Annotated in this window: 13 protein-coding genes and 3 pseudogenes; 11 read left to right on the top strand and 5 right to left on the bottom strand. The window is 31.0% G+C overall.

Features of this window, described 5'->3' with window-relative positions; genetic code table 11:
- Positions 1–119: 119 nt before the first annotated feature.
- Positions 120–1,667: an Rne/Rng family ribonuclease gene (locus JJC05_RS10455; RefSeq protein WP_127823264.1), complete on the bottom strand. Its 1,548-nt coding sequence runs from the start codon at positions 1,665–1,667 to the stop codon at positions 120–122.
- A 338-nt stretch (positions 1,668–2,005) separates the two neighbouring features.
- On the bottom strand, positions 2,006–2,314 hold the full coding sequence (locus JJC05_RS10450; RefSeq protein ID WP_014164151.1) for an HU family DNA-binding protein: 309 nt from the start codon (positions 2,312–2,314) through the stop codon (positions 2,006–2,008).
- 130 nt (positions 2,315–2,444) lie between these two features.
- Between JJC05_RS10450 and mutY the strand changes: the two genes are divergently transcribed.
- The 8 genes and pseudogenes from mutY to JJC05_RS10415 all read left to right on the top strand — a co-directional run bounded on the left by mutY (position 2,445) and on the right by JJC05_RS10415 (position 8,828).
- Positions 2,445–3,257 carry an A/G-specific adenine glycosylase gene (gene mutY / locus JJC05_RS10445; protein ID WP_309597313.1) on the top strand — a complete coding sequence of 271 codons (813 nt, stop codon included), beginning with the start codon at positions 2,445–2,447 and terminating at the stop codon, positions 3,255–3,257.
- Between the two features lie 262 nt (positions 3,258–3,519).
- Positions 3,520–3,941, top strand: a pseudogene (locus JJC05_RS10440) (single-stranded DNA-binding protein).
- Positions 3,942–3,943: 2 nt separating this feature from the next.
- Positions 3,944–4,507 carry a gliding motility lipoprotein GldD gene (gene gldD / locus JJC05_RS10435; RefSeq protein ID WP_105195330.1) on the top strand — a complete coding sequence of 188 codons (564 nt, stop codon included), beginning with the start codon at positions 3,944–3,946 and terminating at the stop codon, positions 4,505–4,507.
- A gap of 137 nt (positions 4,508–4,644) precedes the next feature.
- Positions 4,645–4,950, top strand: a complete 306-nt coding sequence (locus JJC05_RS17325; RefSeq protein WP_258928600.1) for a hypothetical protein — start codon at positions 4,645–4,647, stop codon at positions 4,948–4,950.
- A 133-nt stretch (positions 4,951–5,083) separates the two neighbouring features.
- Positions 5,084–6,052 (top strand): TolC family protein, encoded by a 969-nt coding sequence (locus tag JJC05_RS10430; protein ID WP_508624972.1) that lies wholly within the window; start codon positions 5,084–5,086, stop codon positions 6,050–6,052.
- Positions 6,053–6,068: 16 nt separating this feature from the next.
- A complete protein-coding gene (locus JJC05_RS10425) occupies positions 6,069–7,028 on the top strand; it encodes an HlyD family secretion protein (RefSeq protein ID WP_105195332.1) in 960 nt (319 codons plus the stop codon).
- Positions 7,029–7,046: 18 nt separating this feature from the next.
- Positions 7,047–8,215, top strand: a pseudogene (locus JJC05_RS10420) (ABC transporter permease).
- Positions 8,216–8,312: 97 nt separating this feature from the next.
- A complete protein-coding gene (locus JJC05_RS10415) occupies positions 8,313–8,828 on the top strand; it encodes a Crp/Fnr family transcriptional regulator (RefSeq protein WP_235877355.1) in 516 nt (171 codons plus the stop codon).
- A 130-nt stretch (positions 8,829–8,958) separates the two neighbouring features.
- Here the strand turns inward: JJC05_RS10415 and JJC05_RS10410 are convergent, their stop codons facing one another.
- The 3 genes and pseudogenes from JJC05_RS10410 to rplU form a co-directional block, all read right to left on the bottom strand.
- The gene (locus JJC05_RS10410; RefSeq protein WP_105195335.1) at positions 8,959–9,411 is read right to left on the bottom strand and encodes a 6-pyruvoyl trahydropterin synthase family protein; all 453 of its coding nucleotides are present in this window, start codon (positions 9,409–9,411) and stop codon (positions 8,959–8,961) included.
- A gap of 77 nt (positions 9,412–9,488) precedes the next feature.
- Positions 9,489–9,749, bottom strand: coding sequence for a 50S ribosomal protein L27 (gene rpmA, locus JJC05_RS10405; protein ID WP_088393666.1), 261 nt, complete (start codon positions 9,747–9,749; stop codon positions 9,489–9,491).
- 25 nt (positions 9,750–9,774) lie between these two features.
- Positions 9,775–10,203: pseudogene (gene rplU, locus JJC05_RS10400) on the bottom strand (50S ribosomal protein L21).
- Between the two features lie 191 nt (positions 10,204–10,394).
- Between rplU and JJC05_RS10395 the strand changes: the two are divergent.
- Genes JJC05_RS10395 through JJC05_RS10385 form a run of 3 tightly spaced genes read left to right on the top strand, consistent with a single transcriptional unit; the run spans position 10,395 to position 13,044 of the window.
- Complete coding sequence (locus JJC05_RS10395) at positions 10,395–11,696, top strand: M16 family metallopeptidase (protein WP_088393662.1); 1,302 nt, start codon at positions 10,395–10,397, stop codon at positions 11,694–11,696.
- Positions 11,693–11,899 carry a hypothetical protein gene (locus JJC05_RS10390; protein WP_235877354.1) on the top strand — a complete coding sequence of 69 codons (207 nt, stop codon included), beginning with the start codon at positions 11,693–11,695 and terminating at the stop codon, positions 11,897–11,899. The genes JJC05_RS10395 and JJC05_RS10390 overlap by 4 nt, the downstream gene beginning before the upstream one ends.
- 50 nt (positions 11,900–11,949) lie before the next feature.
- Positions 11,950–13,044 (top strand): M16 family metallopeptidase, encoded by a 1,095-nt coding sequence (locus JJC05_RS10385; RefSeq protein ID WP_235877353.1) that lies wholly within the window; start codon positions 11,950–11,952, stop codon positions 13,042–13,044.
- Positions 13,045–13,144 lie beyond the last annotated feature (100 nt).

Here is a 13,144-nt window from a genome sequence, read left to right as displayed (position 1 = left end):
CGTAGGGCGAAATATCAATTTTTGTAGAAGAAAATCGAGTAAATAATTGTTATTTTTATTCATTCTAAACAATAATTAAAGATATAAAAAAACCGCTTAGGATGCTAAGCGGTTTTTTATTAATCTTCTACAGGATTTCCAGTTTCATCTAAAAACCTATATTCTAAATACGTGTATGCGTCACGTGGTATTATTTTAATCCATCTTTTATGCTCAAAAAACCATTTTGAACGTATTGATGGAAAACCTTTTGTAAGGTAAGCAGCAATAAACGGATGCACGTGCAAACGCACCTTTTTATACTTCTTGATAATTCTTTCCAACTCAGAAGCTATTTTATCAACTATGGCAATAGGAGCTTCAATTTCTCCCTTTTCATTATTTGGATCTTCTTCTCGAGTTTTTATACTTACCTCAGGTCGAACACGCTGACGCGTTATCTGCACAAGACCAAATTTACTTGGAGGTAAGATTTTGTGTTTTGCCTTATCATCACTCATTTCTTCTTTTAAGAAATCAAATAAAACTTTTCGATTATCTGGATTTTGCATATCAATAAAATCGACCACAATAATCCCTCCCATATCACGAAGCCTTAACTGACGCGCTACTTCTGCTGCTGCAATTAAATTAACTTCAAGGGCTGTATCTTCTTGCGATGTTGCTTTATTTGATCTATTACCGCTGTTAACATCAATAACATGCATAGCCTCGGTATGTTCAATAATCAAATAAGCTCCTTTGCTCATGGAAACAGTTTTACCAAAAGAGGTTTTAATTTGACGCTCTATTCCGTATTTTTCAAAGAGCGGAATTTCTTTCGAATTATAGAGTTTAACGATTGATTCTTTTCCGGGAGCTATTTCTTGCAAATACTCCTTAGTTTCCTGTAACAACTGTTCATCATCTGTTAATACTGAGGTAAAAGTATCATTAAAAACGTCTCTTAAAATAGAAGAGGCTCTATTTAATTCACCTAATACTCTAGAAGGATGCTGAGCCGTTGGAATTCGCTTACACATTGCAGACCATTTGTCTAACAAATTATGCAAATCTTTGTCAATTTCGGCTACTTTTTTGCCCTCGGCTACTGTACGTACAATAACCCCAAAACCTTTTGGCTTGATGGATAATACCAAACGTTTTAAGCGTTCTTTTTCTTCTTTTGAGTGTATTTTTTGAGAAACGGATACTCTCTCTGAAAAAGGAACTAAAACGATATACCTACCAGCTAAGGACAGCTCCGAACTAATTCGAGGTCCTTTGGTTGATATTGGCTCTTTTACAACTTGAACTAAAATTGATTGGTTAGCATTTAAAACATCTGTTATTATACCATTCTTATCAATTTCAGGCTCAAACTGAAATGTTTTTAGGAAAAAATCGTTGAATTTACCTGTGCATACTTGTTTAATAAATTTCAATTGAGAAGATAAATTGGGTCCCAAATCATGATAATGCAGGAAAGCATCTTTATCAAAACCTAGATTAACAAAGGCAGCGTTTAACCCTGCTACTGGTTTTCTAATTTTTGCAATATAGATATCCCCTACTTGAAATGCACCTGAACTATCTTCGTCTTTATGTAATTCTATTAGTTTTCCATCTTTTAATAAGGCAAAATCTACAGCACTTTCACTTGATCTAATAATTAGTTCTTTATTCACGGCGTAAATTTTTATCCCGACTTTTTGGCAACAGGCAATAAGCAAAAAACTTATTCCTTATAGCTAATTGTAAGGATGGATTAAACATTTCTTTTACAGGTAATAAACCCGTAGGATTTAAATAATACAGATTAGAAAATATTTAAAGAAACAATCCTTAATCTATAATCTTAAATCTCATTTTCAATGAACGTTTAAAAAGAAAAAAGTAGTTTAAGAACTACTTTTTCTTTTTATGACGATTAGCTCTCGCTCTTTTTTTACGTTTGTGAGTCGCTACCTTATGTCTTTTTCTTTTCTTACCACTTGGCATAACTTTGTTGGTTTTATGTTAATAATTATTTCGATTCTTCTAATACTTCTACGTTAACTTTTTCTTTCACCCCTTCTACAAATACTTTTGCAGGTTTGAAAGCTGGGATATTGTGAGCTGGAATTTTGATAGTTGTATTTTTTGAAATATTTCTACCTGTTTTTTCCGCTCTTGTTTTAATAATAAAACTTCCAAACCCTCTCAAATAAACATTATCACCTGTTTCTAACGAATTTTTAACTTCGTCCATAAAAGACTCTACTGTAGCCTGAACATCTCCTTTTTCTAAGCCTAGTTTATCAGCAATTTTAGCTACGATATCTGCTTTTGTCATTTTATATAATAATTAAGTTTATTGCATTTTTTTGAGTTTGCAAATATAGAAATAAAAAAAGAATAATTCAAGTATAATTGATTAAAATTTAATCACATAAACATTTATTTTTGTAAACCAATTTAAGAACATGAATTTTAGCGATACAATTATAGCTTGGTATCAACTTCACAAAAGAGATCTTCCTTGGCGTAAAACAACAGATCCTTACTTGATTTGGCTGTCTGAAATAATCCTACAGCAAACCCGTGTAAACCAAGGACTTCCCTACTATCAGGCCTTTACAAAAGAGTACCCAAAAATACAAGATTTAGCAAGAGCTGAAGAGCAAGAAGTTCTTAAATTATGGCAAGGTTTAGGCTATTATTCTAGGGCTCGAAATCTTCATGCTACGGCTAAATACTTAACAGAATATAACGATGGAATATTCCCTAACAACTATCAAGATCTTCAAAAATTAAAAGGAATTGGTGAATATACGGCTGCTGCTATTGCTTCTTTTTCTTATAATGAGTGCGTTCCTGTTATAGATGGCAACGTATATCGTGTTATTGCTCGTTATTTTGGCTTAGACACGGATATTAGCTTACCTAAGACTAAAAAGTCTTTTTTTCAACTAGCTTCGGAGATTATTAATCCAAATGAACCTGCTCAATTTAACCAAGCTATCATGGAGTTTGGGGCATTACAATGCACTCCTCAAAATCCGAATTGCACTATTTGTCCGATACAAAATAGCTGCTACGCACTAAGCACAAACAATATCACTAACTTACCTTTCAAAACAAAGAAAACAAAAATAACAAATCGGTATTTTCATTATCTATTAATTATTGATCAAAAGCAAAAGGCTTTATACCAACAAAGAACTCAAAAAGATATTTGGCAAAATTTATATGAACTTCCTTTATTTGAAACATTAAAAAAAGAAAAAAATAAGTGAAATAAAAAATCGTATTTCTGAACAATATTCAAATAGTAAGTCCATTACTCTTTTAGAGCATGAACAAATAATTCATAAATTATCTCATCAAAATTTAGATATTAATTTTTGGAAAATAGAACTTTGCACAGATCATGAAGTTGGATTATCATATAATGAGTTAAAAAAATTACCTACTCCCATTATTATTCATAATTTTTTAGAAAGAACTCCATATTAAAATTTTGATTATATTTGATACTATTATAAAATACATGCCATTATGAACGGAACGTTAAACAAAGTAATGCTAATTGGGCATTTAGGAGATGAAATAAAAATGCACTATTTTGACGGTGGTAACTGCATTGGTAGATTTCCATTGGCAACAAATGATATATATATCAATAAAACAACTGGAGAAAAAATAACTTCAACGGAATGGCATAATGTTGTAGTCCGAAATAAAGCTGCCGAAATTTGCGAAAAGTATCTGACAAAAGGAGATAAAATATACATTGAAGGTCGTATCAAATCAAGACAATGGCAAGCCGAAGATGGCTCAACTAAGTACACTACTGAAATACAAGTAACTGAATTTACCTTTCTAAACACAAAAAAGATTCAGAATCGTTTAAAAATTCGTCAGAAACGCCCAAAAGTGCTAATTTTGACAATCCAATAGAAAACGATTTACCCTTTTAAACATGAATAAAAACATAAAAAGGCTTTTATTAGCACTAACTACTTGCTTCATTACAATTAGCTGCAAAAATGACGTGATGCCTAAACCAAAAGCCTATTTAAATCTAGAATACCCTAATGCTCACTATATTAACTTCAAAAAAGCCTGTCAATATGAGTTTAAATACAACTCATTAAGCAATATCAAAGATCAAGGCGAATGTAATTTTCATATTGATTATCCTAAACTAAAGGCAACTGTTTATCTAAATTATCGCCCCGTACAAAACAATATAGAAACACTTTTACGTGATGCTCAAAAACTAACTTATGAACATGTTGTAAAGGCGGACAACATTACGGAACAGCCTTATATTAACTCTGAGCATAAAAAATTTGGCATGTTTTATGAAGTTGGAGGCAATGCTGCTTCTCAATCGCAATTTTATGTAACAGATAGTACTAAACATTTTTTAATGGGATCTATCTATTTTTACGCAAAACCTAATTTTGACTCTGTTTTACCTGCAGCTCATTATATCAAAAATGATCTTAAAGTACTGATGGAGAGTTTAAAATGGAAGTAATTTTTTAAAATCAAGCAGATACTAGAATACTATTTTTGTAAAAATCTATTTTTAAACGTTTGAGTTTTTCTTTTGATATATATCAAAAGATTTCATTTTTTTAGTTAAAACTTTGCAATGTAAATCAAATGAAAAAAATGGAACATTACAAGAAAATCATTTCTGCATTGCTTTTATTAATACCTCTCATGCTTAATGCTCAAACAGCACCAAGTCTTGAGACATTAATTAGTGAAGCTTTAAAAAGAGACGCTTCTATAAAAAATCAAGTTTTAGAATCTCAAACAATTACTTTAAACAAAAGAAAACTTAAGGATGTATTTTTACCTAAGGTAGATATATCAGGAAAAGCAGGCTATCTTGATATAACAAACATATCGCATTCTAAAGCAATAGACATTGCTCCTATAAGTCCTCTTTTCCCTCGGAATAGCAATTCCTGAGGGAGCCTTAGATAATAACTTTAATTTATCTGGATTTGAGGGAGCTGCAAAAATCGACGCAACTATTCTTCTTTATTCGGGTGGAAAAATAAAACACTTAAAACAAGCACTTGAAGAAAAAAACAAGGCCGTAATGGCACTTAAATTAAAAAATGAAGATGATGTAACCACTCAAATCATACAATCTTATGATCAGTTTGCATTACTAATTCAATCAAAAAAAGTTCTAAATGAGGGCTTGAAAAGATTAGAAGCTAATAAAAAATTAGCAGAAAAAGCACTAGGTTACGGCCTTATAACAAAGTATGACTATCAAAAAATAGATCTAGCGGAGGCTACTCTTAACTCCAAATTGGTCGAGTACGAAGGTAAAAAAGAATTACTGATCATTCAATTACATATTTTAACAGGTATAGAGACTGAAAAAATAGCATTAATAGAACCTACACTACAAAAAATAAATTACACAGTTTCTGACAGTAGTATAGAAAATCGAGCTGAAATAAAGGCGTTAGATCACGGAATGAAAGCCATAGACGCTAAAATAAAAGCGGATAAAACATGGTGGATTCCCAAGGTTCAAGCTGGCACTTCCTTATCTTATCTAGGTTTTTATAATGGTCATTTATCTTCATCCAAAAATTTGACTCCAAATATTAACAAAAAGCTAAACATGGATCTAACGAATAAAAATCTTTTCCCTATTTTTCGAATTGGATTAGGTTTTAAGTGGGAGATTTTTGACGGAAATGAAAGCGATCACGAAATCGAGAAATCTAAAATTGAAAAGGATATTTTAGAAAATAAAAAATCGGATGCGGAAAGAAAACTAACGTTAAACCTAGCTAACAACCAAACAAATTACAAGATAGCTGATGCGCAAATAAATCTAAAGGCAAAAGCAAAAGAAATTGCTCAAAATGCTTTAGATCAAGCTGAAAAGGAGTTCAAATATGGCTTAATAAAATCAAATCAATTAATTGAGGCTGAAAATGATTTACAAATGGCTGAATTAGAATATCAAACATCTATTTTTAATCAGAGAAGAGCTGCAATAGAGCTCATGAAATCAACCCAGAGCTTAGATATTCAGAAACTTTAAAATCAAACTTATTACAATGAAAAACAATACCATAAAAACATTCGCTATAATTAACTTATTTACATTAGTAGCTTGCAACAACCAAGTAAAAGAGAGAGAGATAGAAGGAAAAACTAAAAAAGAAACTGTTTCTTTTGCTCCAAAAGTTACAGGTAGAATTTTAAAAATATATGCTGAAGAAGGACAAATAATACATACGGGAGATACTTTAGCTCTTTTAGATGTACCTGAAGTTTCTGCAAAGATTGCACAAGCAAAAGGAGCTACTACAGCAGCAGTTGCACAAGCACAAATGGCTAAAAATGGAGCTACTTCCGATCAACTTATTCAACTAAGAGCTAAACAGAAGGGACTTTCAGAACAGTTTGAATACGCTAAAAAATCATTCAATAGAGCACGAAACATGTATAACGATAGTTTGATGGCTCAACAACAGTACGATGAAGTATTGGCAAAATACCAAGGAGCTAAAGCACAATTAGATGCTGTTAATGCGGAATTACATGATGTAGAAATCGGAACAAGAATTGAAAAAATAAATATGGCAGAAGGACAAGCGTCTCAAGCAAAAGGTGCCTTACAAGAAGCTAATGTAGTCTATTCTGAACGCTATATTATAGCCACTAATGATATGGAAATTGAAACCATTTCGTTAAATGTGGGGGAATTAGCTACTGCTGGATACCCTTTATTTAATGGTTATATTCCTAATTCTACATTCTTTCGTTTTACTATACCAGAAAGTAAAATTTCTAAATATCAAAAAGGAATGAAAATAAACATAATATCTAAGTATAGTAATCAAGAATTTACAGGTAATATAGTAGCCCTAAAACAACTAGCTAAATATGCTGATATTACGACAGCGTATCCTGATTATGAACCAGGAGAGGCCGTTTATGAAATAAAGGTTATACCAACAGACAGAGTCAAACTAAATAATTTATTAGTCAACTCAAGAGTTACTTTGAAATAATCTTAACACTTAAAAAACATGACACAGTTAAGATATTTATTAAAAAGAGAGTTTAAATTATTTTTAACAAACAGAACCATTTTTTCTGTATTTTTTATAGGCCCTATCATATATGCACTATTATTAGGTTTTACTTATCAGAAAGGCAAAATAACAGATATCCCTGTCATTATAATTAATCAGGATCAATCGCCTATGTCTAATCAAGTAATTGAAATGCTTGAAGACAACAAGACTATTAAAGTTTTAAATTATCTAAATGAACCTTCTAATTTAAAAGAAGAAATAATAAAAACGCAAGCAAGCGCCGCTATAGTTATACCCAAACGGTTTGAAGCTAATATTCTTCAAAAAAAATACCCTGAAATAAATGTGTATTTTAATAATTCGAATGTTTTAACAGCTAATTTTGCTTCAAAAGCCATTCAGTTAACGTTAGGTACATTTTCTGCTGGTGCAGAAATAAAATCCTTTCAAAGAAAGGGGATGAATTTTAATCAAGCTAAGGAAAACATTGAATCTTTTAAAGCTAATTATATTTCATTATTTAACACTACGGGAAACTATCTACTTTTTATGTGGCCTGCTATAATGGCTGTTGTGCTACAACAAGTAATTCTTTTAGCTATGGCTGTTACGTTTTCAGAAGAATTCAAAAGAGATTCATTTATAAGAGATTTTACAGGAAAACATCAATATCCTATTTTAATAATGTTCATTAAATGTTTACCTGTTTGGTTATTTTCGTATCTAAACATTTTGGTTTTTTATATATGTGCTTTGTATTTTAGAATCCCTATTCCAGATAACATTCTAAATTTCTTTTTACTAACAAGTGCATTTATAATAGCAACGACTAATTTAGGTGTCTTTTTAGCATTCTAATACCCGATGCTCTTAAAGCAACGCAAGTTTTAATGGTAATTGCATCTCCAGCATTCATTATTAGTGGCTTTACTTGGCCTAGTAATGCTATGCCTGCATTTATAGAAAATTTCAGCAAAATAATCCCTTTAACACCTTATTTGGAAGCTATGAAAATCATGGTAATAGAAAAAGGCCCAAGTTATTTGACTTCAAAGTTTTTCTGGCATTTATTTATTCTAGGCTTGGTATTCTTTTTCCTAGGGTGGGGCGTTTTAAAAATAAAAATCAAACAAATTTTTAAAGATCTCCATATTTCCTGAGATCTATTTTTCTTAGGCGTTTAAAAAAACAAAACAGTAAAGGCGTTTCAATGTATTGGAACGTCTTTTTTTATATTTTTGCAAAAACGTTGTAAGAATGAATTTAATTGAAGAGCTAAAAAAACATATAAAAGTTGATAATGAAATTGAGCGTTTTTTAAGAGATGAATGCAAGACTAAGACCTTTAAAAAAGGGGAAATACTAAGCCAACAAAATCATTTTAACCATACTGTTTTTTTTGTTAACGAAGGCTTAATAAGGATGTTTTATTTTGAAAATGGAAAAGATATTACTGCTGATTTTTATGATGAAGGAAGAACAACTGCCAATATTGACACTCTTTTTGAAAACAAACCTACTCGCTATAACATCGAAGCCTTAGAAAACTCCGTTATTACCACTTATAATTATGAGAAACTACAAGAACTTTGTATGAACTCTATAGCGGCAGCTAATTTTAGTCGATATCTTTTAAGTAAATTAACGCTTCAAATGTCTAAAAGAATCTCTTCACTACAATACATGACAGCCAAAGAGAAGTACATCCAACTTTTAGAAGAAAACAGAAATATCATTCAAAGGGTTCCTCTAGGTATGATTGCTTCTTTTTAGGAATATCACAAGAAACTTTAAGTCGTATAAGAAGTAATATTTAAATTATATGCCTTTTTTGAATAATATTTTCCGAGTTTACTGTCCTTTCACTTATTAAAAAACGAAATTCTTTTCTAAAATTTATTTTTTATATATTATCACTTGCATACCATTCTGCAAAAGAGCTTTCTGTTTCTTGTAATCGCAATGAGTGTAACTGAATTTGAGCAGGCAAACGTTTCTTAATTTTAGCAGCAAAATCAACTACCATATTCTCACTGGTAGGCTGGTAATCAACCAATATAACATGATGCCCTCTTTGTTTTAATTCATTTGCTAATTCTATGTGTGGTGTAGTTTCGTTAAAAACTGTGGCATGATCAAAAATATCTACTATTTCTTCTTTCACAATTTTTTTTAAATCTGAAAAATCAATAACCATTCCGTATTTTACATTTTCTTTATCTGTTATTGGACTTCCGATAACGGTTACAGAAAGTTTATAACTATGTCCGTGAACATTTTTACACTTACCGTCATACCCATAAAGGGCATGCCCTGTTTCAAAATTAAACTGTTTGGTAATTCTAATTTTACTCATAATAAAAATAAAAAAGCAAAGGTATAAAAAAAGCGCTCACATAGCGAGCGCTTTAAGTTTTTATTGTTCTATTAAGACTATGCTTCAAAAGGAACCACAGAAACATAAGACTTATTGTCTTTCTTTTTCTGAAATGCTACAACACCGTCAACTTTAGCGTGTAAAGTATGATCTTTACCCATATAAACGTTTTCACCAGCATTATGTTTTGAACCTCTTTGTCTTACAATGATGTTACCTGCAATAGCAGATTGACCACCAAAAATCTTAACACCTAAGCGTTTCGATTCTGATTCTCTACCATTCTTAGAACTACCGACACCTTTCTTGTGAGCCATGATGTAATGGTTTTAAAAGTTAATATTATTCGTTAGTATCTTCTTTTTTAGCTTTAGTAGCTCTTTTTTTAGGAGCTGCTTCTTCAGTAGCTACTTCTGCTTTAGGAGCTGCTTCTTTTTTAGGAGCTGCTTTTTTTTGAACCACTAGCGGATATTCCTTCTACTAAAATTTGAGTAAGATACTGTCTGTGACCGTTTCTTTTTTGTAACCTTTTCTTCTTTTCTTTTTGAAAACGATTACTTTGTCACCTTTTAAGTGTTGTAATACTTTTGCTTCTACTGAAGCACCTTCTATAGCTGGGGCGCCTAAAGTTACGTTTCCGTTATCATCCAATAAAAGAACTTTGTCAAAAGTAACTTTTGAACCTTCTTCATTAGCTAGACGGTGTACGAATACTTTTTGGTCTTTGCTTACTTTAAATTGTTGCCCTGCTATCTCTACGATTGCGTACATAACAATAATGGTTTATTAATTTTTAAGTTTGCAAATATACAATTTCTTTCGAAATCAACAACTTATCATTTAAAAAATTCTTACTATCTTTAAAAAAAACTAATTACTTTTATTACAATGATTTAAAATGTATTTTTGACATTTATCATAATCTTTCTATAATCGTATCTACACAATTATTTTAATTACTTATGCACATACCCAATATATCTCCTCTAGGTGGAACTCTTCAAAATACGCCGCTAGATTTTACGCTTTATAATTTAGAAAACGGATTAGAAGTCATTTTATATTCTGATTGCACTATTCCTGTAGTCGTTACATCTATCATGTATCATGTAGGATCTAAAGATGATCCAGAAGACAGAAGAGGATTTGCTCATTTTTTTGAACACCTTCTTTTTGAAGGTACTCAAAATATAGCACGAGGAGAATGGTTTAAGCTGGTTTCTGCTAATGGAGGTACTAATAATGCCAACACTAGTGAAGACCGAACGTATTACTACGAAGTATTTCCTTCACATCAATTAGAACTTGGTTTATGGATGGAAGCAGAACGTTTGCGCCATGCCGTTATCAACACCATAGGGGTTGACACACAAAAAGAGGTTGTGAAAGAAGAAAAAAAAATGCGTTATGACAATCGTCCTTATGGTCAATTATTAGCACAAGTAAAAAAACATCTTTTTCTAGTCCATCCTTATAAAAACACTACCATTGGCGAGATAGAAGATATTAACGCTTCAACCTTGACAGAGTTTCAAGATTTTTATAAAAAATATTACACTCCAAATAACGCTGTTTTAGTAGTAGCTGGCAATATTGAAATAGAACAAACACAAAATTGGATTCAAAAATATTTTAGTTCTATTCCTTCTAGCTCTAGTATTGAACGAAAAAAAATACTTGAAGAACCTATTAAGAAAACTATTTTTGCTGAATATGAGGATCCTAATATACAAATTCCAATGTTGGTTCTTGCTTACCGAACACCTTCTATGAAAGAAAAAGAATCGAGAGTATTGGACTTTGTGTCTAGTTATTTTAGCGATGGACAAAGCTCTAAACTCTATAAAAAATTGGTAGATGAAAAAAAAATGGCACTTCAAGTTGGTGCTCTCAACATTTCCTTAGAAGACTATGGATTGTACATTATTTATGCACTTCCTATGAATGGCATTGATTTAAAAGATCTAAAACAAGAAATTGATAAGGAAATAAAACAATTACAAGAGAATCTTATCTCAAATCATGATTTTCTAAAATTAAAAAACAAATATCAAAATCATTTAATTGATGGTAAAACAAATTTAGAAACTATTGCACACGATTTAGCTTCTTTTCATCTCTTGTACAAAAACATTCATTTAATCAATACTGAATCAGACTTACTAAACAGTATTAATCCAAATGAGATACAATTAGTTACCCAAAAATACTTAAACACTAATCAACGTTTAGAATTAATCTATAAGCCTAAAAAAACAGTATGAATTTAGCTATACAACCCTTGGCAGGTACACTTCCCCAATTACAATTTCAAGAACCTAATTGTTTTGATCTACCTAATGGTCTAAAAGTATTGGTCGTTGAAAATCATACGCTTCCTCGTGTTTCCTTACATTTACAAATTGACAATCCTCTTTTTAATGAAGGTAACAAAAAGGAGTCAGCACCCTTACTTCTTCTTTATTAGGTAAAGGTTCAAAAAAAACACTTAAAGAAGATTTTTACGAAGAAATTGACTTGTTAGGTTTTGAATTTTATTTACATGCTTCTGGTGGAAAAGCCATTGGTCTATCAAAATATGCAGGTCGAATGATAGAACTTTTTTCAGAAGCTCTTTTATCCCCTCATTTTACAGAAGAAGAATTAGAAAAGGAACGTTTAAAAATAATAGAAGCATTACGTTCAAACGAAAAAAACATTCAAAACATACTCAATAAGGTAGAAAACACCTTGGTATTTGGTTCATCTCACCCAAAAGGTGAATATGTTACAGAAGAAACATTAAATAATGTTAAGCTTATTGATATACAGAATTATTACAACACTCATTTTACGCCTCAAAATGCTTATTTAATCATTATAGGCGACGTACAATTTGACATTGTAAAAGAAAAAGTTATTTTCGAATTCTCTAAATGGATCAAAAATAGTAGCCAAACATTTATCATTCCAGATCCTCCCGTAATTGATGAAACCGAAATAAACTGGGTCGATCTCCCCAATGCTGTTCAAACCGAAATTAGTATTGTAAATACAATATGCTTGCCCATGAATAGTCCAGATTATTTTTCAGTTCTTATGGCTAATCAAATTTTAGGAGGAGGTGCTGATGGTCGCTTATTTCTAAATTTAAGAGAAGACAAAGGTTGGACCTATGGTGCTTACTCTTCTGCATCAGCCAATAAGACGATAACAAAATTTAAAATTTCAACACAAGTTCGCAATGAAGTAGTGGCTGATGCTGTTAATGAAATATTAAAAGAAATTCATAAATTACATAATGAATTAGTTCATACTAACGAATTAGCATTAGCCAAATCTAAATATATTGGTCATTTCATCATGCAGTGTCAAAAACCAGAATCAATAGCTCGCTATGCTCTTAATCGCAAAATACAAGAGCTTCCTATTGATTTTTATTCCAATTACATTCAAAAAATAAATACTGTACAACCAGAAGATATTTTGCGCGTAGCTCAAAAATATTTTTTAGCCAATAACTGTCTGATTATCATTGTAGGAAATGGAACTGAAATCAAATCACAACTTATTAAAACCAAATACAAAATAAAAGAGTTTGATAATAATTGTAATTTATTAAGCTCTGATTAATCATACTAAACCAATTATTTAATTTTAACCCAAATTACGTAACAGAAACGCACTACAGATAAAAATATCTTTGGATCTAAATTTTTTTGTACTTTTTTAT

The organism is Flavobacterium davisii (assembly GCF_019565505.1).
Classification (GTDB): Bacteria; Bacteroidota; Bacteroidia; order Flavobacteriales; family Flavobacteriaceae; genus Flavobacterium; species Flavobacterium davisii.
This window is presented reverse-complemented; position numbering and strand designations above follow the sequence as displayed.

Coding starts and splice junctions, on each gene's coding strand:
- JJC05_RS10450 (WP_014164151.1), bottom strand. CDS start 2,314: ATGACAAAAGCAGATATCGTAGCTAAAATTGCTGATAAACTAGGCTTA.
- mutY (WP_309597313.1), top strand. CDS start 2,445: ATGAATTTTAGCGATACAATTATAGCTTGGTATCAACTTCACAAAAGA.
- gldD (WP_105195330.1), top strand. CDS start 3,944: ATGAATAAAAACATAAAAAGGCTTTTATTAGCACTAACTACTTGCTTC.
- JJC05_RS17325 (WP_258928600.1), top strand. CDS start 4,645: ATGGAACATTACAAGAAAATCATTTCTGCATTGCTTTTATTAATACCT.
- JJC05_RS10430 (WP_508624972.1), top strand. CDS start 5,084: ATGGCACTTAAATTAAAAAATGAAGATGATGTAACCACTCAAATCATA.
- JJC05_RS10425 (WP_105195332.1), top strand. CDS start 6,069: ATGAAAAACAATACCATAAAAACATTCGCTATAATTAACTTATTTACA.
- JJC05_RS10415 (WP_235877355.1), top strand. CDS start 8,313: ATGAATTTAATTGAAGAGCTAAAAAAACATATAAAAGTTGATAATGAA.
- JJC05_RS10410 (WP_105195335.1), bottom strand. CDS start 9,411: ATGAGTAAAATTAGAATTACCAAACAGTTTAATTTTGAAACAGGGCAT.
- rpmA (WP_088393666.1), bottom strand. CDS start 9,749: ATGGCTCACAAGAAAGGTGTCGGTAGTTCTAAGAATGGTAGAGAATCA.
- JJC05_RS10395 (WP_088393662.1), top strand. CDS start 10,395: ATGCACATACCCAATATATCTCCTCTAGGTGGAACTCTTCAAAATACG.
- JJC05_RS10390 (WP_235877354.1), top strand. CDS start 11,693: ATGAATTTAGCTATACAACCCTTGGCAGGTACACTTCCCCAATTACAA.